This window comes from Bacillaceae bacterium S4-13-56, from assembly GCA_040191315.1.
In the GTDB taxonomy this organism is placed as follows: domain Bacteria; phylum Bacillota; class Bacilli; order Bacillales; family JAWJLM01; genus JAWJLM01.
This window is the reverse complement of sequence record JAWJLM010000079.1, coordinates 1-18549: the sequence shown is the minus strand read 5'-3', so window position 1 is coordinate 18549 and position 18549 is coordinate 1. Positions and strand designations below refer to the sequence as shown.

20 protein-coding genes and 1 riboswitch are annotated in these 18549 nt (G+C 36.7%); of the genes, 5 read left to right on the top strand and 15 right to left on the bottom strand.

Translation table 11 applies throughout. The annotated features are described in order from the left end of the window. Positions 1-39: riboswitch (cyclic di-GMP riboswitch) on the bottom strand. This riboswitch is flagged as partial in the annotation. A 372-nt stretch (positions 40-411) separates the two neighbouring features. The 8 genes from RZN25_15655 to RZN25_15620 form a co-directional block, all read right to left on the bottom strand. Next, positions 412-645, bottom strand: a complete 234-nt coding sequence (locus tag RZN25_15655) for a hypothetical protein (GenBank protein MEQ6378248.1) — start codon at positions 643-645, stop codon at positions 412-414. A 292-nt stretch (positions 646-937) separates the two neighbouring features. Continuing rightward, on the bottom strand, positions 938-1540 hold the full coding sequence (locus RZN25_15650) for a HEPN domain-containing protein (GenBank protein ID MEQ6378247.1): 603 nt from the start codon (positions 1538-1540) through the stop codon (positions 938-940). Between the two features lie 177 nt (positions 1541-1717). After that, on the bottom strand, positions 1718-2773 hold the full coding sequence (locus RZN25_15645; protein ID MEQ6378246.1) for an NERD domain-containing protein: 1056 nt from the start codon (positions 2771-2773) through the stop codon (positions 1718-1720). A gap of 31 nt (positions 2774-2804) precedes the next feature. Continuing rightward, on the bottom strand, positions 2805-3401 hold the full coding sequence (locus tag RZN25_15640) for a DUF6438 domain-containing protein (GenBank protein ID MEQ6378245.1): 597 nt from the start codon (positions 3399-3401) through the stop codon (positions 2805-2807). After that, on the bottom strand, positions 3394-4041 hold the full coding sequence (locus tag RZN25_15635) for a hypothetical protein (protein ID MEQ6378244.1): 648 nt from the start codon (positions 4039-4041) through the stop codon (positions 3394-3396). The genes RZN25_15640 and RZN25_15635 overlap by 8 nt, the downstream gene beginning before the upstream one ends. Before the next feature lie 29 nt (positions 4042-4070). After that, a complete protein-coding gene (locus RZN25_15630) occupies positions 4071-4466 on the bottom strand; it encodes a hypothetical protein (GenBank protein MEQ6378243.1) in 396 nt (131 codons plus the stop codon). Beyond that, positions 4463-5671 (bottom strand): hypothetical protein, encoded by a 1209-nt coding sequence (locus tag RZN25_15625; protein ID MEQ6378242.1) that lies wholly within the window; start codon positions 5669-5671, stop codon positions 4463-4465. Before RZN25_15625 ends, RZN25_15630 begins: the two co-directional genes overlap by 4 nt. Before the next feature lie 58 nt (positions 5672-5729). After that, the gene (locus tag RZN25_15620) at positions 5730-5969 is read right to left on the bottom strand and encodes a hypothetical protein (GenBank protein MEQ6378241.1); all 240 of its coding nucleotides are present in this window, start codon (positions 5967-5969) and stop codon (positions 5730-5732) included. 293 nt (positions 5970-6262) lie between these two features. Between RZN25_15620 and RZN25_15615 the strand changes: the two genes are divergently transcribed. Both RZN25_15615 and RZN25_15610 read left to right on the top strand, forming a co-directional pair. Continuing rightward, positions 6263-6754 carry a hypothetical protein gene (locus tag RZN25_15615; protein ID MEQ6378240.1) on the top strand — a complete coding sequence of 164 codons (492 nt, stop codon included), beginning with the start codon at positions 6263-6265 and terminating at the stop codon, positions 6752-6754. A gap of 14 nt (positions 6755-6768) precedes the next feature. Next, entirely contained in the window at positions 6769-8382 is a 1614-nt protein-coding gene (locus RZN25_15610; GenBank protein ID MEQ6378239.1) for an AlwI family type II restriction endonuclease, read from the top strand. A 244-nt stretch (positions 8383-8626) separates the two neighbouring features. On the opposite strand, the gene RZN25_15605 is transcribed toward RZN25_15610, so the two are convergent. The 5 genes from RZN25_15605 to groES form a co-directional block, all read right to left on the bottom strand. Beyond that, positions 8627-9736 (bottom strand): DNA cytosine methyltransferase, encoded by a 1110-nt coding sequence (locus RZN25_15605; protein MEQ6378238.1) that lies wholly within the window; start codon positions 9734-9736, stop codon positions 8627-8629. A gap of 228 nt (positions 9737-9964) precedes the next feature. After that, positions 9965-10462 (bottom strand): crossover junction endodeoxyribonuclease RuvC, encoded by a 498-nt coding sequence (locus RZN25_15600; protein MEQ6378237.1) that lies wholly within the window; start codon positions 10460-10462, stop codon positions 9965-9967. A gap of 177 nt (positions 10463-10639) precedes the next feature. Beyond that, the gene (locus RZN25_15595; GenBank protein ID MEQ6378236.1) at positions 10640-11551 is read right to left on the bottom strand and encodes a tyrosine-type recombinase/integrase; all 912 of its coding nucleotides are present in this window, start codon (positions 11549-11551) and stop codon (positions 10640-10642) included. A gap of 92 nt (positions 11552-11643) precedes the next feature. Further along, on the bottom strand, positions 11644-13275 hold the full coding sequence (gene groL / locus RZN25_15590; protein ID MEQ6378235.1) for a chaperonin GroEL: 1632 nt from the start codon (positions 13273-13275) through the stop codon (positions 11644-11646). 43 nt (positions 13276-13318) lie between these two features. Beyond that, positions 13319-13603, bottom strand: a complete 285-nt coding sequence (groES, locus tag RZN25_15585) for a co-chaperone GroES (GenBank protein ID MEQ6378234.1) — start codon at positions 13601-13603, stop codon at positions 13319-13321. Positions 13604-13922: 319 nt separating this feature from the next. Here groES and RZN25_15580 point away from each other — a divergent pair, with 319 nt between their 5' ends. Both RZN25_15580 and RZN25_15575 read left to right on the top strand, forming a co-directional pair. Beyond that, on the top strand, positions 13923-14633 hold the full coding sequence (locus tag RZN25_15580; GenBank protein MEQ6378233.1) for a type II CAAX endopeptidase family protein: 711 nt from the start codon (positions 13923-13925) through the stop codon (positions 14631-14633). Positions 14634-14639: 6 nt separating this feature from the next. Continuing rightward, on the top strand, positions 14640-14834 hold the full coding sequence (locus tag RZN25_15575; protein ID MEQ6378232.1) for a YdiK family protein: 195 nt from the start codon (positions 14640-14642) through the stop codon (positions 14832-14834). Between the two features lie 246 nt (positions 14835-15080). Here the strand turns inward: RZN25_15575 and RZN25_15570 are convergent, their stop codons facing one another. Beyond that, positions 15081-15749, bottom strand: coding sequence for a redox-sensing transcriptional repressor Rex (locus tag RZN25_15570; protein ID MEQ6378231.1), 669 nt, complete (start codon positions 15747-15749; stop codon positions 15081-15083). Positions 15750-15769: 20 nt separating this feature from the next. Beyond that, the gene (gene moaC / locus RZN25_15565; GenBank protein MEQ6378230.1) at positions 15770-16249 is read right to left on the bottom strand and encodes a cyclic pyranopterin monophosphate synthase MoaC; all 480 of its coding nucleotides are present in this window, start codon (positions 16247-16249) and stop codon (positions 15770-15772) included. A gap of 160 nt (positions 16250-16409) precedes the next feature. Between moaC and RZN25_15560 the strand changes: the two genes are divergently transcribed. Next, complete coding sequence (locus tag RZN25_15560; GenBank protein MEQ6378229.1) at positions 16410-18365, top strand: ABC-F family ATP-binding cassette domain-containing protein; 1956 nt, start codon at positions 16410-16412, stop codon at positions 18363-18365. Positions 18366-18549: the final 184 nt, after the last annotated feature.

The window sequence follows — 18549 nt, the reverse complement described above, 5'->3', positions numbered from 1 at the left end:
TTGCGTCCTTATTTTTCAATAAGTTTGCCTTTTGCGATTACGTTTATTCACTTAAAAATTATTCTACACACCCTCCTTTCGAACTATATAACTCGTGGATTTATCTACAAAAAAGGATAAAACACCCTTTATTTAGATATATTTTATCACATTTTAGACAAAATCAACCATGACTTTTTTACTATTTTTAAAATTTTTTGAATATTAGAGAATAATATTTTGCAGTATAGCCTTCAAAACAAGAAACATTCTAATTAGGAAACCAATTTCGGGTGAGTAAGCGAGGGTCTGAAAAGCTCCTCAAGTGAACAAGAGATGTGTTTGATTAAGGGATTTTACAATGGAATGGATTAAAGCAATTCTTGTAGAGGTGAGGACAAGGTTTAGTCGTAATGAAATCAGATAAGGGATCTAGCCCTGTAGATCCAACATTAGAAAGGGCGATCCCCCTAAAGAAATCTTTTCTTCTATCAATTGATCGATTTGTTGTTCAACTCTCTTTGGTAATTTTTTTACTGTTCGACATTTAGGACAACCTTGAGCATCTTCCAACCCAATGACTTCAACGCTAATCCCCTTCTTTTGAACGGACACATTTCCAGAAATCAATTGCAACGTATCGCCACATCCTGAACACTTACTCATTCTTTTCCCCCTCTAAAAAAACGGAATCCAAGTGAATTCCAAATAAGTCTGTGAGGTCTTTTTCTCCTTATAAACGACAACGAGAGGTTTTATGCCATAAAAAAAAGCAACTCACCTTGCCCGGTAAAGTAAGGTAATGAGCTACTTTTTTGTACTTACAACTTAATCATATTTTACATCAATTTATGAACAATATACAAGCAGCTTACAGTAGAGATTTTGCGTAAATGGGAACCGAGCCAACATCAAGGGCTAATGACATATATTCACACTAGCAAAGTAAATTAATTTTCTAGTCGATTAAAAATACCATCAAATCTTCGTATGCTCCGTGCGCACTATCTAACACCTCATACATGTGTTTTTGCTTGGATTTCTTTTCCTTGCTATTTCCAAAAATAGAATTGATATAGCTGAAAAATGCTTCATCAGCCTCCTTCGTGTCTTGCATCATTAAATTAAGATCTATACTTAATGTTTTGCTATGTACTAAATTATTTCGAATGGAGACCAGATCATTGATTTGTTGAAACAAAACTTTGTCAGTTGGAAAATTTCCTCCTGTTACTTCAAAGTAAAAATCTTTTATCTTATCTTTTATGCTATTTCTATCTAATTCATTAAAACGTTTTTCTCCAAGGTGAACAAAACCATAGTCATTGATTAATGATTCAATCGCCATTACTAAAAATACTATTGAAATAATACATTGCTTTTGCATTTCATGATGTGTATTTTGGTAGGTTTCATTCTCTTTTTGTGTATGGTTCCCAAAATCCCATGCCAATCCTCCATTTGTAAGTTCACTAAACCGCTTGGATAATATCTTGAAGTTATTATAGTTTTCTTGTGCGATACCATTATAAAAGGCATGCACATTTGAATAAAAAATCATCTTGTCATCCCCTGCCAAAAATCAGTTGTTTTGATGTGTCGGTGCCTGATAAACCGTACAGAAAGGCATTTTCACAATGAATATTTGGTGGTCTACATATCTGTCCAAAATACCATTCCAATTATTTCCTACTTCTATTTTGCAAATCGTCTACTATTCCACTCCCTCGTTGCCAAATCACTCTACTGATTCAACTTTTAATTCAATATTTCCGTCATACCTTTGCACTTCCCCAGTAAAAGTGTAGACTTCCCCCTCGGTTATATAAGGGACTTTCACATCATTAAAAATGATCGCATCAGAAACACCTGTTTCATCACGAATGGTTAGAAATTTTGTCTTGCTTCCCTCATCGTAATAAAAATCAGTAACTTCTGCTTCTACTGTTATGAGTTCACCAACCTTGTTGTCCAAACGGTCTAAACTGGTGGAATCCTTTGGGGACATAGTGAAGTAAAGTGCAATTGCGGACAATATAACCAGGAAAAGGCTTACAAAAGCCCACATCCCTTTCTTATTTGAGTTTGTCGTCTCCCCCTGTTGGCGGCTAACAGACACCGGTTCCTGTAATTCGGATTCCGATGCTATTTCCTCTCTTATTTGTGTTTCGCCAATCTTCACATTGTTGGCAATTTCTTTCATTCGAGTCGTGGTCAGGGGTGTATTTTTATTGGTTGGAAATTTTGAAGCATTCCCTAAAACCGCATCGATATGTCCATTGAGTTGGTCTAGGAAGAGGTGATATTTAAAGTAGTCGTTGGTGTGGCTTTCATCCCAGGAATCGATCTGAACGTCAAACTTTCTTTCGAAATCACTTTTCGAAAATCCTACATACAAAACACAATACCCAATCATTTTATGAGGGTCACCTAAATAGGGATGATTGGACAGCAGGTAACTTTTTAGATCATCCACATGGGCCCTAACCTGATTCAAGTAGTTTCGACTTCCATATCTCGTAACAAAATTACCATTAGATTGAATGTTACTGATCCCGTTCAAAGAAAGATTTTTCACCTCTATGATTCGAAACCCATAACGTGGAGAGATGACGAGAAAATCCGGCTGATAGTTGCCAATCTCTGGTTGGGCAATCAAATACGTGTCATCAGGTAGATATTGATCCAGAAGATTACCCACCATAATCTCCCCTTGAATCCCTTTTATATCCTCTTGTCTTTTCGCAAGATTGAGGGAGTTCTCCAATTGTTCCCTTCCAAAATAAGTTGCCATATTATTCTTCTCCTATTAGCAGAATTTGAATCTATTCTTCTTTCTTCTTAACCATTACAATGTAAGGCGAAATTTCACCTGTGGTATCCCTACCTATTTTCTCTATGTCACCTTGTCTTCTATTACCTGTATAGCCCACTAACTTGAATGCCTCTTTCTCATTTGGGGCAGAAACTACATACTCTCCTTCGTCAACTTTCAGATGATACACGTAAAGAGTTGGGTTTATGTATTTACGTAACCCTAGTAGTTGCTCCAGTTTCTTTTCAAACTCCTCAAGATGATGTAGTGTGTGCTTTTCATCAATAAGAGGTGTCTCAAAATCCCCTAAATAATGATCAACTTCTTTGACATATCCATCTGTATACTCAACTCGTGTTATACACGATGGATGATCAGTTGCATAAGAATCTGGATCTCGGTACGTAAAGGAACGAAAATCAAATTCTTTGAGAAGAGCTTCTATCTTTTCTATTTTCTTGTTGGAAATTTTAAACTCCTCTTCCCCTAGCCGATATACATACATGTGACCGTTCCACTTTACAGATCCATCATGGTTAATTTCTACATCAAAAACTGGACAAGTTCCGTAACAAGGTGTTCTGGCAAACTCAATTCTTTTAAACATGTTCCATGTCCCCTTTTGAATTCTGCACTTTTACTGCCAGGTATCTAAATTCCCCATTTTTTGTTTCCAAGTTCGAATAATCTTTCCATTGTAAGTGATATTCATCTTGTATATTCAAGATTTCTCTTCCCTTTTTTGTACCTAAACCGGTTTTCGGTCCCCAATCCAACTCTCCATGTACCACTCGTCCCTCTTGGAATCTAAACTGAATATCGTTAACGTCTTCTCTTGTTGGGGATTTCCACATTGCAGGTTCGTTTGTCAACAAGATAGCGAATCCTATAGTATTACCAAAGTGATGTGCTACCTGTTCCAACCGGCCAATATCCTTCAAGAAGTCATAACGAGCTTGATCGGGAGCGTCGTTTGATGTAAGTTGGAAATTTTCATGGTTAAAAACCGTGTTAAGTCTTTTCTTTATATATTTCAACTCGATCGCATAGTAGATAGGTTCTTCGTTCACCCACAAATCCAAATAGATACGATTATTTTCAGTGGAATGTGGATATTCTAACCTTATTTTAGATTTTGGATACTGGGTTTGTAATTCCCATGCAAATGCATGCTGAAAATCGGCTTCCGATTGAAAGATAGGTCTCTTGTTTGAAAGAATATTCATGAGCTCATTTACCTTAATCATTTAAATCCCTCACTTTTTATTCATTTCATTTATCTATTCCTAAAGGCATATCCATGCTTCTTCAGTATCAGCAAAGGACTAAACGGCTTTATACCCCCAGATAAATACTTTCCAATTTGAAAATGTTGCGTTTCAATCTCCCCGTTGTTTAATTTAAGTTGAAAATCGAAATGAATCGAAAAATCAAAGGATCCTTCATCATCTGTTTCAATCTCTACTGCACTATAAGGGCTTACTTTTCCCAGATCTTTTTTATGAATGGATGTTTGGACTAATTCATCATCGAATGTCGCAAAACCTCCCGTTTCATATGTTACATTTTCAATTTCTTGATTGGTATTGTTCACAAAATAAACTGTATAGAAAAATCCATTAGGATCGCTTGGTCTATCCTTACATACAGCTAAAAATTGTGATTCACTCATGTTATTTCACCAACCTTAAGTTTGTCTCCTAGTCTCCACATACCCTTATCCACAATTCTCCATTCCAATCCTGAATCCTTAACTAACGCTTTAAAGAAAGATGTATACTCTTCATAATGATTCCATGATTTCGGTTTCGTATATTTTTTAAGTATCTCTCCCTTGTCCCACTTGTAGGTTCGCCACACTTTAACATCAAGGATTGGGTATTCAGAGGGTTTCCAAATGTGTGTATAGAAGGTTGGCAACACAATAGAAGTTTTTGTCATATTGGCAACTACACCTTTGAAATCCTCATATGAGATTTCTTTATTTCGAAATTTCATTCCATATTCAAGCAACTCTTCTGATATTGCTTTTTCAATAAAATTTTGGTGAGAAGACGTTCCACCCGAAACGTAAAAAGTCTTTCCATTGGCTTCTTTTACCTCACTCGCTGAAGTCCTTGTTGTTGTTGATACCTTTCCAAGTTTCCAATAAATTAAGTATTTTACTGCATCACGTAATTCTTCGGTTACACCCGTCTCCCTACTAACCACATCCAAAAAATAGTGATAAAGTTCATGAGAGTATTTTGCTTCATTAAAACCAGAAGCCGCCTGTTTTAGTTCTTCTTCTGAAAAACGATAGTTCCAGATAGGTCCCTCATTCATGCCATTGTGGGATAATATTTTCCATGTCATTTCATCGCCTACATAGTTTCCTGACAACTCTGTTAATCTACCTTTAGCCCAATTTTGTTCAGATTGGGTTAACCAAGAATCTTCTTCAATGTTTTCATATTCTATTTCATGGATGAAAGCCAAATAGAATTGAGTCATGTCATTAGGTACTATGTCCATATACCTTTTAATTTTAAGCACATCAGCTACAAAAGGCTTCTCATTTCCATCTCTTTTGTACTTCACCTCAATAATAGCAAGAACAGATTCTACTTCCTCTTGTAGATGGTTATTACCTGGCTGATCAATCAATTTCACAATAGCAAGATCAGCAATGAATCCCCTGTAATGAAATTCAGTAAAAATCCTTATGTTGTTCGTTTCAAGAAAATCATGAAGTTTGGTTCGCAAGTGATAATACAGTGCGTTTTTCAGAGAATCCTCTTTTAATAGGTAAAATGATTGATAATCCCTTGGTATGTTAGAATTCCAAACATTTTTAATTGCACGATCGATCACTTTTTGCATCTCCATTGTATTCAAACTCGACACCTCTCAATCCTCAATGGTTGGTTAATCTCTTAATTCATGGACAAAGTTTTTATTTTCGTTTATAGGTGCCTCTTTTTGTTCTTTCCCAGTTATCACTACGATAGAGGGCATACCACATGGATCCATTCTTTGGCTTCTTATAGGAGTTAAACTGTTCCTTGTTGAAATCACTTCCTTCAAACAAATCCACCAATTCTTGTGTTGTGTACGTTTTTCCTGATTCAGTGTTCTTTTCAAAATGTAAGATAAACTGTAATGTTTGTTCATTTAAGGACCATTTCTCACCCATACCCATCATCCTCCAACCCTTATTACCTTTATTATACCAAACTACTAAATTATGGAACGAAAAAAACACGAGATTTGTCATCCCGTGTTGCTGTGCACAAAATCATTATTTTGTGAAATTACATTTCTCCTCTCTCAAAAGGATCTCTTTTCAGAATTATCCTCCAACTTCAATATATAGGACCACAAAATTCAGTCAGTAATCAAATATCACCTCGCGAGCCGATTTAACACCACAGATCATCATATACTATTTATTTATTAGGAAAAGATAAAGAGAGGAAGGTGAAAAACATGAATCAACCTAATCAAAGTGAAAAAGAATTGCTCATAAAACTACTCCATAAAGTTTTACTATACAGAATTACCCGAAACATTGATAAAGAACTTAATGTTCGAAAGATAAGCCATTCCGAAATAAGTGGGAGTACAGGACGAAATAGTAATTGGTTCAATAGAAGTTTTAATGAGTTAGAAGATATGAAGATTACTACTTTTGTCAAAATACTTGCTGCGGTAAATAAAAACGTCGATGCTACCACGAATAGTAACTTTCAACCTGTTTCTATTGAATCTGTGCTTGATAAAGAAACCCTTCGAATTGCTTCTTACACAATTGATGTATCAATAAATGACCTAGACTATTTAATAACCAATTCCACAAACTTCAGAGAATTCCTCATTGAAATTCGGTTTTATGTTGTTTCATTAAAGGCACTAAATAATGTACTTTCATCAGATGAATTAGATGCTTATGAAGTTATCTTTAAAAGGATTAAGGCATAAGGGAGCTGGTAAAATTGTCAGAAAGAAAAATATGGTTTATAACCCGTCCAGAGAGAGACCCAAAATTTCATCGAGATGCACTTTTAGCTTTATGGGATGCCACAAACGGATTTTCTATTAGATGGTCTCGAAACCGTGAAGCTCATCTTAACTATGAAAGAGCATTAAACCAACGCGGAGTTAAACGTGAAAACATTAGTAACGATGGTTCAGGTGGAAGAACCTGGGCAGCAATGTTAAAAACTTTTGCATACATTTACACAGACGATGATGGTTTTTTAGTGCTTACAAAAGTAGGTAAAAAAATCCTTGATGGTGAGAAAGTAAGAGAAAACGTAACAAAACAAATATTGACACTTCAAATCCCTAACGCTTACTTTCTTGAATCTGGCTTCCGTCCAAAATTTGAATCAGGTTTTCGAATTCGACCAGCCCGATTTCTCATCAAGCTGACCAATCAGGCTATTTTGGATTACTATACAACAAAAGAAGAAATCACCTTCTTTGTTCTAACTGCACAAAAAGATAATGATTTACAGCAAGTTACAGATAGCATTATTAAATTCAGAAATGCAACTCCAAAAGAAAAGGCTCAAATGAAACAAGATATCGCTAAAAACTTTGATCATCGGGAACGTTCAGATAAGGGAGCACGCGATTTTGAGGTTGCACACGGTGATGTTGCACATACATTTATGTTAATTTGCGATTACACGGGTCTTGTGGAATACTTCCGGGGAGAAGCTCTTCGAGTTGATCCAACAAATTCAAAGGAAATTTCAGAAAAAAATTCTTATTATGATTCCCGGTTCCCCTTTAATTCCCGCTATCTTATCTCTTTACAACGCATGGCAGAAAACAACGGTTTGGACATTGATAGCTATAAAGCGAGTAGCTATGGTGAAATAAAACCTGCCACAAACAAAAAGAAAACAGAAAACAAAATTCGTGAATTACTTGCCGATTATCCAGATCCTGATGCATTATCGAGTGCGGATTTAAAGAATATATTGTTAAATGAATTTTCCCCAAAAGAAGCAGAAAAGCATGCTGAAATAATAAAGCAAAATAGCCTAAATGCGTTGAACAATGATTTTGTAGAGGCATACCTAAATGAATTGGATAATCTTGCTTTCGAAGATAAGACAGGTGAAGTATTTAAAGTGATTGGTTTCGACGTTGAGATGAGGCCAAAGCCCCTATCAGATGATGAAACCGAAATTGAAATTCTTCTTAAGTATGGAAATATTCTTATGGGGATCATAGATGCAAAAAATTATCGTACTAAATTCCCGTTATCCGCATCATTAGCCTCACATATGGCCTCCGAATATATACCTAATTATAATGGATATGATGGAAGAGATGTATCTTTCTTTGGCTACGTCACTGCCGCGGATTGGAGTGGTGAAAAAAACCTGGAAAAAATCAGCAATCTCGCAAAACGTACTATTCCCGATAGAGATATCAAAGGTATTATGTTAAGCGCTAATGTCTTATTGGGATTTTTGGATTACTGTATAGATAACGACCTTCCAAGACAAGAACGTGTGAAACTTTTCCTTTCAGCTATTGACAATAAGGCATTCTCTTCTGTTGGGGAGCTATTACGTTTTATAAAAAAGTAAGCACTAAAAAAGAGCAAGATGTTTAATCTTGCTCTTTCAAGTCTCTCACAACATTCAACTTTCTACCAAAATCGTACGGTTGTGAAAAGTAGATTTTCCCACATGTAAGACATTCTACATCACATAATCTATCGTAATTTATTTTATCTTTAACCTCTTTGGGGTATTCCTCAACCCTCTTCACTGATAAAATCCCGCCACATTCACAAATCATATTTTTCACCTCATTGGTCTACTTTGATTTTTAAGCGTTGACAAGATTTAATTCTACTTGAACTAAAAACTCTTCAGAACTCCACTTGGAATCGATGCTTTCATACTCAATACCCGCAAAAGTTTTAAGTATAGCTTCAATAATAATCTTTGCTGCCATTGGAGGAACTGCCATACCAATTTGTTGTCTTACCTTTTCCTTTCCCCCAAGAAAAACAAAGTTATCAGGGAAGGTTTGTATGCGTGCTCTCTCGCGATTAGTTAGGGCACGCGGTTCTTCCCAGTGATACATATGAGTACCTCCTCCACCACTACCTGTAACTGTATATGATGGAACATCTGGATGCAGTCGTCTATAAATCTGGCTCATTTTAGCACCCTTAACATTTAATCTTAAATGCTCCGGGATCCCCTCATACCATGCATTTTGTCCAGGGGGTATACAGTTTAAAAAGTCTTTAACTTTTTGTGTATGACGAGTTAACTCATTATTATGTGCGTCCTCTTTTATTGAAGGATTTTCAAGGGCTTCTTTAACTGTTTTATATGGTAGTCGCCCTTTTCCGTGTGTTGGTGCAGGTACTTTATATTCTAAATTCAAGTCATTTCTAATGCCAACAATAATTATCCTATGTCTGGTTTGTGGAATACCATACTCTTCAAACTTGTACAAATGCGGCGTAATTTTATAACCTGCATCTCTTAACTCACTCATTATTTTTTTGAAAGCCTGTCCTTCATTTGCACTTTGGAGTCCAGAAACATTTTCAGCTACAAACCATTTTGGTTGATATGTCTTAAGTACTTTAACACCGTATGAATATAATGGACCGTAGTCACCTTGGAGACCTTTTTTCTCTCCAACAATACTATAATCGTTACATGGGAATCCAAACGTAAAAGCGTCAATATTTCCCAAGGTATCTATATCCAACTCACGAACATCTTTATTTATAACCGATTCCGGTTTCTCTGGACATATATTATGAATGAAAGTCTTACATGCTGATTCATCTATATCATTGGCCCATGCGTGTTCCACTCTATATTCTTGTCCATTTTCATCAACTACTCTTGCCATCTTTGCACCAAGAGCAAGACCACCCGGACCATTGAAAAATTCGCCTTTTTTAAATATCATGATTACCACCCCGAATCGTCTTTATCAAAAATTATAACATAAATCTTTTATTTTTTTCTTTATTTTGTCGAAACCAAGAAAGTATGTTCGATTGATTTTATCCAAAGGTTATATTTTATATTATCATGAAAAGTAAAGGAGTTTAAGTTACTTACAATTATTTAAAAGATTAAAAAAAAGACAAAAGCAAATTTCAACGCTCCTGTCTCCTTTTTTCAATTGAGATGGTCATCGTTTAAGGGAAAAATCATTTACAAGACTACGATTCCAGAGCCCTTTAACCAGAATTGACATGGCGTCCGACTCATCCAGGCTGCCAAATTCCATTGGAACATTTAACATTTCACAGACCTTTTTTTGTACTTCTTGCTTGGAAGCATGACCGTAGCCTGTAACAAATTTTTTTACTTCTACAGGATTTACATCCTCAAATTCAAAGTTTGAAAAAAGAAACTCAACCACACCATGAGCCATGAACAAAGTGCCTGATATTCTTCTGCTTTGGTCATGTAAAGGTTGTTCCTTAATGAGAATGGGTTCTACTTCATACCGTTCAACCAAATCCTTAATACTCTCCCCTAGTCCTTTCAGGCGTTTCGACCTAGACAAAGATCTTGAAAACGTAATGGTTCCCTTCTTTACTTCCAGAATCTTTTTTTGTTCAACTCTTGCGATTGCCCAACCTGTTTGTACGGTAGCCAAATCAAGCCCTAAATAGTATGACATTTTGAATGTCTCCTTTCTGTTTTAAAAGAGGATTCTATCCTCATAAAAGGAGGCTACCGTTGGTTGTATAAGTACATTTTACCAAGGTTTTTGTCCAAATTCTAATGCAATAGAAGTATTTCTTGCATTTTTCTAAAAGAATGTAAGGAATATGAGTGTTTTTCTTAAAAAGTTATATTATATATCTAAATCGTTTAAGGGGTTGTGCTTGTCTGCTTGTTCTCGTAAGTCATTCCCCCACATGGCAACATATCTCATGGTCACGGAAATGTCTTCGTGGCGCATCATCTTTTGAATAGCAAACGGACTCATCCCTGATAGTGCTAGTCGATGACAAAAGGTATGACGGAATGTGTGTGGCGAGACACGAATGTCTTTAAAATTCATCTTTTTTGATAGATTTCTAAAAACAAAGGTAACCGAATTATTTGTCATAGGTTGATTTTTAATATTTACGAAGAGGTATTGTCCCAATTCAGAGAAATATTGTTCACAAAACAATCGATAGGCCGATAGTTCTTTTGCTAACTTCGCAGTGATTGGTAATGTGTCTTTCTTTCTATTTTTTCCGAAAATAGACATACTTAAATGCTGAAGATCAATATCATCCCATTTTAATTTAACTGCTTCCGACCTACGAATTCCTGTACCAAGAAAAACGAGAATCAACATATAGTCTCGATATGCATAATAACTTTTTTCTCTTTGCTTGATTCTCCGATAATAGGCAAGCATCTGCTTAATATGATTATCAGTGAAAACATCTATTTTCACATCTTCCTTTTGTCTGCTCACTTTCTTTGCTGGATTTTCCTTGATTACTTCACACTCAATCATATAGTTTAAAAAAGCTCGAATGCGATGTAACTTGGAGTTGATAGAACCCGGTTTGTTCCCTCTCTGCTGACAATCCATCAAATACTGTCTAACTAGGTTATAGGTGATATCCTCTACGTTTACCACACCTTGAGTTGGACAATAATCCACAAACTCTCTCAACATCGTTTGATAATTACGGATGTTCTCTTCCGAGGTGTTTTTAAATTTTCTGTCCTCAATAAAATCTTGATAAGCAAACTTGATTAACATAAAAAAGACTACCTCCCATTTTTTTGAGAAGTAGTCTGTAGAGTACGAAAAGTGTCTAGGCACCACATGTTCTCATTTTTAGAATGAGAACACTACATCATGCCGCCCATTCCGCCCATGCCACCCATGTCAGGCATGCCGCCACCATTATCTTCTTCTGGTAGATCAGCAACTACTGCTTCAGTAGTTAGGAACATAGCAGCTACGGATGCAGCGTTTTGTAGAGCAGAACGTGTAACCTTAGTTGGGTCAACGATACCAGCGTCGATCATGTTTACCCACACGCCAGTTGCAGCGTTGAAACCAACTCCGATTTGTTCATGCTTTAAGCGCTCAACAACGATAGATCCTTCAAGACCTGCGTTGTGTGCAATTTGACGAACTGGCTCTTCCAATGCACGAAGTACGATGCTAGCACCAGTTGCTTCGTCTCCTTCAAGGTTAAGATCTGCTACTTTGTTATATACATTAACAAGTGCAGTTCCTCCACCAGATACGATACCTTCTTCTACTGCAGCACGAGTAGAGTTAAGGGCATCTTCAATACGAAGCTTACGTTCTTTCAGCTCAGTTTCAGTAGCAGCACCAACCTTGATTACTGCAACTCCACCAGCTAACTTAGCCAAACGCTCTTGTAATTTTTCTTTATCGAATTCGGAAGTAGTTTCTTCCATTTGAGCACGAATTTGATTTACGCGAGCAGCAATCTTGTCGCTTTCTCCGTTGCCTTCTACAATTGTTGTATTTTCTTTTGTTACAACAACTTTAGAAGCGCGACCTAGTTGAGTGATGTTAGCGCTCTTCAACTCAAGGCCAAGATCTTCTGTAATTACTTCACCACCAGTTAGAACAGCGATATCTTCGAGCATAGCCTTACGACGATCACCAAATCCAGGAGCTTTAACAGCTACTGCATTGAATGTTCCGCGAAGCTTGTTTACAACTAGAGTTGCAAGAGCTTCCCCTTCAACATCCTCAGCAATCATCAATAATGGCTTACCTTGTTGTACCACTTGTTCAAGAACAGGAAGTACCTCTTGGATGCTTGCAATCTTTTTATCAGTGATTAAAATATACGGATCTTCGAGAACAGCTTCCATTTTATCTTGGTCAGTAACCATGTATGGAGAAGCATATCCACGATCAAATTGCATACCTTCTACTACTTCTAGTTCAGTAGAGAATCCTTTAGATTCTTCGATTGTGATAACCCCATCGTTACCCACACGTTCCATAGCTTCAGCGATAAGTTGACCTACTTCGTTATCACCAGAAGAAATAGCAGCAACTTGTGCGATAGAGTCTTTTCCTTCAATCGGCTTAGAAACAGCTTTTAGCTCTTGAACAGCAAGCTCAACAGCTTTTTCAATTCCACGACGTACGCCTACTGGATTTGCACCAGATGCTACGTTTTTCAATCCTTCGCGGATCATAGATTGAGCTAGAACGGTCGCAGTAGTTGTACCGTCCCCAGCAACATCATTTGTTTTAGAAGCAACTTCAGCTACTAGCTGAGCACCCATATTTTCAAAATGATCTTCTAGTTCGATTTCTTTCGCAATAGTTACTCCATCATTTGTGATAAGAGGAGAACCATATTTCTTTTCAAGAACGACGTTACGTCCTTTTGGTCCTAAAGTTACCTTAACAGCGTTTGCAAGAGTATCTACTCCGCGCAACATAGCACGGCGTGCTTCTTCACTAAACTTAATTTCCTTTGCCATGGATGATGACCTCCTTCAATGTTCTATGATATAGATTTAGCAATTAACCAATAACTGCTAAAATGTCGCTCTCGCGTAAAATTAAGTATTCTTTACCTTCGTACTTCACTTCAGTACCTGCGTATTTAGAGAAAATGATAGAATCGCCTTCTTTTACTTCAAGAGCTACTTTTTCTCCATTTTCAGTTACTCTTCCGCTACCTACAGCAACCACACGACCTTCCTGTGGCTTTTCCTTTGCAGAATCAGGTAGCACGATTCCGCTAGAAGTTTTTTGTTCTTGTTCCACTAACTCGATGACAACTCGATCACCTAATGGCTTTAACAATTGGGACACCCTCCTTAATGGAATAATCTATTTTGTCTTATTATTAGCACTCACTAACAGCGAGTGCTAATACCAATTCTTATAATAATGAATTCATGTTCTTTTTGCAAGTAATCATATCTAATTTTTTTTAGAAAATAGAATTTTTTTTCGACAAAATTCACCCGCTTATGAACACCTTTTCTAGTATGGTCAAAAAAAGATTGGTTCAACCAAATATTTTTCTAGATGAATCATTCTATGATACAATACGTAGAATGAGAATAGCGATGCAATGGTGAGCATCGGATATTTATGAAGTAAAAGGAGTCGTTGATCTGTGCCAAAGCGTTATTGGTATATCATTATAGCCTATATACTTATGCAATTTTCCCCTTTCATTGGATACCCTATTTTAGCTGGTTTTAATCTTACCGAATCAGAAATTATTGGATATTGGGGAGTCTTTAGTTTCCTTATTGGAACCATTGTTATCCTTATTCTTGTCGCACCAACTTTGAAAGAGGATTCTATGCTTCGTTCCAAAGGATCAGATCGTGTGGTCATGTGGTCAATCTTAGGAGTTTTCATGGCTTATTTTGCTCAAATTATAGCGGCTAATATTGAAATCTATATTCTAGGAATTACGACTTCTTCTGAAAATACACAAACCTTAATGAACATAGCTCGTGATGTCCCTTTATTTGTAGTCGTGACAGTTTTGTTTGCTCCTGTTTTAGAAGAAATAGTCTTTAGAAAAATTTTATTTGGGTCCATCTATAAAAAAACAAACTTTTGGATTGCAGGAATTATATCTTCGCTAATTTTCTCAGTGGTACATGGAGACATTTCTCATACATTAACCTATACAGCTATGGGATTTGTTTTTGCTTTTCTATATGTCAAAACGAAACGTATCATTGTTCCTATTTTTGCCCATATGATGATGAATGGTTTTGTCGTTCTTGTCCAGTACAATTTAACTCCAGAAGATCTTGAAAGAATGGAACAGCAATTAGAACAGATGAAAACTATATTTATTGGAGGATAACTTTTAATGAAGACTTCACCTCTTGTGATGGCTTCCATATATTTTTTCATGGGAGTGCTATTCACTTTTATTGCAATTGAAAGCACTGCAGAAGATGTATGGAATTTCACAACTATTATTCTAGTCATTGTTGCCACTTTTGATTTTGGTGTTTGCCTACGCTTGGTTCTTCTTCATTTCAAAATAAAGAAAATCAAATAAGAAAAGTGCAAGCGCCCTTCGAAACAAGAAAATCACTTGTTTCTGCGAAGTAGCTCTAAGTAGCTTTCGTTACTCTGGGCAAAAACTTCGAAGATCACTCAATAAAGCTTTTTTGCTGGAGCTAGACAGATTTTATACTCAAAATAGGAATCCGTTTTTACTCCCACTTATAAATTCTGATACTATAAAAAAACGTCTGCTCTTCTTAGAAGTAGACGTTTTTTTGCTAGCTAATTATCTTTTTTTCTATTCAGTCTCTACTTCTTCACTTGATCCTTCTAATGGATAATGCTTGAGGAAATAGACAAGCGCCTGCAGTTCCACAGCAAGGTCAATGTGATGGACACGAATTTGATTAGGAACAGTAATTCGCGCTGGTGTGAAATTCAAGATCCCTGACACACCTGAATTTACTAAGCGGTCCGTAATGGACTGTGCAGCGTGTGCAGGAACTGTAAGGATAGCAACTGTCACACCTTCTCTTTGTAAATGTTCTTCAAGCTCATCGATATGATAAATTGGAACCTCTCCAACTTCACTCTTCATCTTACTTGGATCTGTATCAAAAGCTTGCACTATTTTAGTGTTGTTGTTCTTCATAAAATTATAATTTAAAAATGCAGTTCCCAAATTACCAACACCAATTAAGGCTACTTTTGTTACCTCATCTTGATCCAAAGTCTTTCTAAAAAATGATAGTAAATAATTTACATTATAACCGTACCCTTTCTTCCCTAAAGCTCCAAAATATGAAAAATCGCGGCGAATCGTTGCCGAATCAACCTTCACAGCATCACTTAATTCCTTTGATGAAACTCTTTGCTTTCCTTGGTTATGTAGATTATTTAGAAAGCGATAATACAAAGGCAATCTCTTTGCTGTGGCTTGTGGAATTTTTTGATAATCCATATCCATGCTTGTCCCCTCCGTCTGTCCTATCGGTGAAAATCTCCGCTTTTCCCACCAGTCTTACTAACTAAAAAAGTTTGCCCAATCACCATTCCCTTATCTACAGCCTTACACATATCATAAACCGTTAATGCTGTTGCTGAAGCAGAGGTTAGCGCTTCCATTTCAACACCCGTACTTCCTCTTGTTTTCACAGTAGAAGTGATGATAAGTTCATAGTCCTTGTTATGCTCTTCCCATCGGAATTCAATATTAACCCCTTTTAATTGAAGAGGATGACACATCGGTATCCAGTCAGAAGTTTTTTTAGCAGCCATGATCCCGGCAACCTGTGCCACACTCAGTACATCTCCTTTAGCCATCTCATGATTGGTAATCTTCTGATAAATCTCTTGATTGACAATGATACTTGATTGAGCGACCGCTGTTCGTAGGGTATCTTGTTTCTCAACAATATCGACCATTTTCGCTCGTCCTTGATCATTAAAATGTGTGAAATCTGACAAAATGTCTCCTCCCTACATTCATATTCTCTTATTTTAACAAATTTTTTAAATAAAAACACGTTTTTATCAAATTTTACGTTATTACCACCTTTGGAAAGGGTCCTCTATCTTGCTCAATGGCCTTGCCATAAGATACACTTAAACCAATGAGGTGACTACAATGATACTAATGCAGCTTAATCAAATTTCCAAACAGTTCGGTGCGGATGTCATCCTTTCGAACATAAAAATAGAAGTTCAGACTCGTGATCGAATTGCCATCGTTGGTAGAAATGGAGCAGGAAAGTCTACTCTATTAAAAATTATGGCTGGACACATGTCTTATGACGTTGGTGAAATCTATCAGCCTAAAGATACAACTCTTGGCTACCTTGCACAGGATACTGGACTAGAATCTTCTCAGACCATATGGGAAGAGATGTTAGAAGTTTTCAAGCCCTTAAGAAAAATGGAACTGGAACTTCGACAAATGGAACAACAAATGGCTGATCCTGATGTAATTGCAAACACATCCCAGTTTGAGCAACTTTTAAAAGACTATGATCAAAAGCAGCTAGTCTTTAAAGAAAAAGGTGGATACCGATACGAAGCGGACATCCGAAGTGTGCTTCATGGATTACATTTTCATCAAATTGGCTTTGATACAGTCATTCATACATTAAGTGGCGGCCAAAAGACAAGGCTTGCTCTAGGAAAGCTATTATTACAAGAACCTGATATTTTAATTTTGGATGAGCCTACAAACCACTTAGATATAGACACACTTACTTGGCTAGAAGGCTACCTACAAGGATATAAGGGAGCCATCGTTATTGTATCCCACGATCGCTATTTTTTAGACAAAATAGTGAATACCGTCTATGATATATCTTTTCAATCGTCCAAAAAATATCATGGCAACTATAGCGCATATTTGAGTGAAAAAGCCAATGAGTTTGAAAGAGATTCAAAACGATTTGAGAAGCAACAAGCTGAGATCAAACGATTAGAAGATTTTGTACAAAAAAACATTGTGCGAGCTTCTACAACTAAACGTGCTCAGGCTAGGAGAAAACAGCTTGAGAAAATGGAAAGGATAGACCGTCCTAAAACGGATGACAAATCAGCCAATTTTTCATTCCGTATCAAGAGCCAGAGTGGAAATGATGTACTTAAAATTAATGATCTTACATTTCAATACTCGAATACAAGTAACCCAACTTTTTCCAACGTAACTTTTCATATCAATCGTGGGGAAAGTATTGCTTTAGTTGGTCCAAACGGAGTTGGGAAGACCACTCTCTTAAAATCAATTATAGGTCAACTTAAGGCAGCATCTGGCGAGATTCAGATTGGCACCAACGTTCAAATCGGATATTATGACCAGGAGCAAAATGAATTGAACTCCTCCAAAACGGTACTAAAGGAGCTTTGGGACCTTTATCCCCTTAAGCCAGAAAAAGAGATACGAACCGTTCTTGGTAACTTTTTATTTAGTGGAGATGACGTTTTAAAAACTGTTTCCTCATTGAGTGGTGGAGAAAAAGCTAGGCTGTCTTTAGCAAAACTCATGATGGAAGAAGCCAATTTTCTTATTTTGGACGAGCCTACTAACCATCTGGATTTGGATAGTAAGGAAGTTCTAGAAGCTGCTCTCATTGATTATCCTGGAACACTCCTATTTGTATCTCACGATAGATATTTTATTAATCGAATCGCAACACAAGTGATTGAAATGAGCTCAACTTCAGCAACCACTTACCTTGGAGATTACGATTATTATGTTGAAAAGAAACTCGAGGAAAAAGAGCTGACGGAATGGGAATTGCAAAATCAGAATTCCTCTATATCAGTGGACTCCGTTGGCGGTGGAGAGGCCAAGCAAGATTATGAAAATGATAAAGCTTTCAAGCGACAGGTTAGAAAGTATCAACGTCGAATTGAGGAAATCGAGGCCTCTGTAGAAGAATTAGAAAAGAAAATTGAGGATAATGAAGAGCTGTTATGTGATCCTGATGTTTTTCAGGATCATGAGCGAGCTTTGGAACTTACGACTTCTAACGAGGAATCACAGAAACAGATGGATGCTCTTATGGAAGAATGGGAAGAGATCCACGAGAAGTTGGGAGAAATTTAACGGTTATCTTTTTCTTGCCTTCTATTTACCGGTTTTGTCTCAGATGAGAGGAAAATGAGTAAATAGGGGGTTTTTATTTACTTGTTTATCTTTTTTGTCATTTGTTTTGTGTCTATAGAACGGCTCTATTCACTCGGTTTTGCTTCCCGTCATCATATTTGCGTTAATAGAACGCTTCTATTCA

Bases quoted from the DNA above. Each gene is read 5' to 3' on its own strand.
- RZN25_15575 (MEQ6378232.1), top strand. From the start codon at position 14,640: ATGAAGACTTCACCTCTTGTGATGGCTTCCATATATTTTTTCATGGGA.
- RZN25_15605 (MEQ6378238.1), bottom strand. From the start codon at position 9,736: ATGATATTTAAAAAAGGCGAATTTTTCAATGGTCCGGGTGGTCTTGCT.
- RZN25_15600 (MEQ6378237.1), bottom strand. From the start codon at position 10,462: ATGTCATACTATTTAGGGCTTGATTTGGCTACCGTACAAACAGGTTGG.
- RZN25_15560 (MEQ6378229.1), top strand. From the start codon at position 16,410: ATGATACTAATGCAGCTTAATCAAATTTCCAAACAGTTCGGTGCGGAT.
- RZN25_15650 (MEQ6378247.1), bottom strand. From the start codon at position 1,540: ATGATTTTTTATTCAAATGTGCATGCCTTTTATAATGGTATCGCACAA.
- RZN25_15645 (MEQ6378246.1), bottom strand. From the start codon at position 2,773: ATGGCAACTTATTTTGGAAGGGAACAATTGGAGAACTCCCTCAATCTT.
- RZN25_15640 (MEQ6378245.1), bottom strand. From the start codon at position 3,401: ATGTTTAAAAGAATTGAGTTTGCCAGAACACCTTGTTACGGAACTTGT.
- RZN25_15595 (MEQ6378236.1), bottom strand. From the start codon at position 11,551: ATGTTAATCAAGTTTGCTTATCAAGATTTTATTGAGGACAGAAAATTT.
- RZN25_15570 (MEQ6378231.1), bottom strand. From the start codon at position 15,749: ATGGATATGGATTATCAAAAAATTCCACAAGCCACAGCAAAGAGATTG.
- RZN25_15620 (MEQ6378241.1), bottom strand. From the start codon at position 5,969: ATGGGTGAGAAATGGTCCTTAAATGAACAAACATTACAGTTTATCTTA.
- RZN25_15615 (MEQ6378240.1), top strand. From the start codon at position 6,263: ATGAATCAACCTAATCAAAGTGAAAAAGAATTGCTCATAAAACTACTC.
- groL (MEQ6378235.1), bottom strand. From the start codon at position 13,275: ATGGCAAAGGAAATTAAGTTTAGTGAAGAAGCACGCCGTGCTATGTTG.
- RZN25_15655 (MEQ6378248.1), bottom strand. From the start codon at position 645: ATGAGTAAGTGTTCAGGATGTGGCGATACGTTGCAATTGATTTCTGGA.
- RZN25_15630 (MEQ6378243.1), bottom strand. From the start codon at position 4,466: ATGAGTGAATCACAATTTTTAGCTGTATGTAAGGATAGACCAAGCGAT.
- RZN25_15635 (MEQ6378244.1), bottom strand. From the start codon at position 4,041: ATGATTAAGGTAAATGAGCTCATGAATATTCTTTCAAACAAGAGACCT.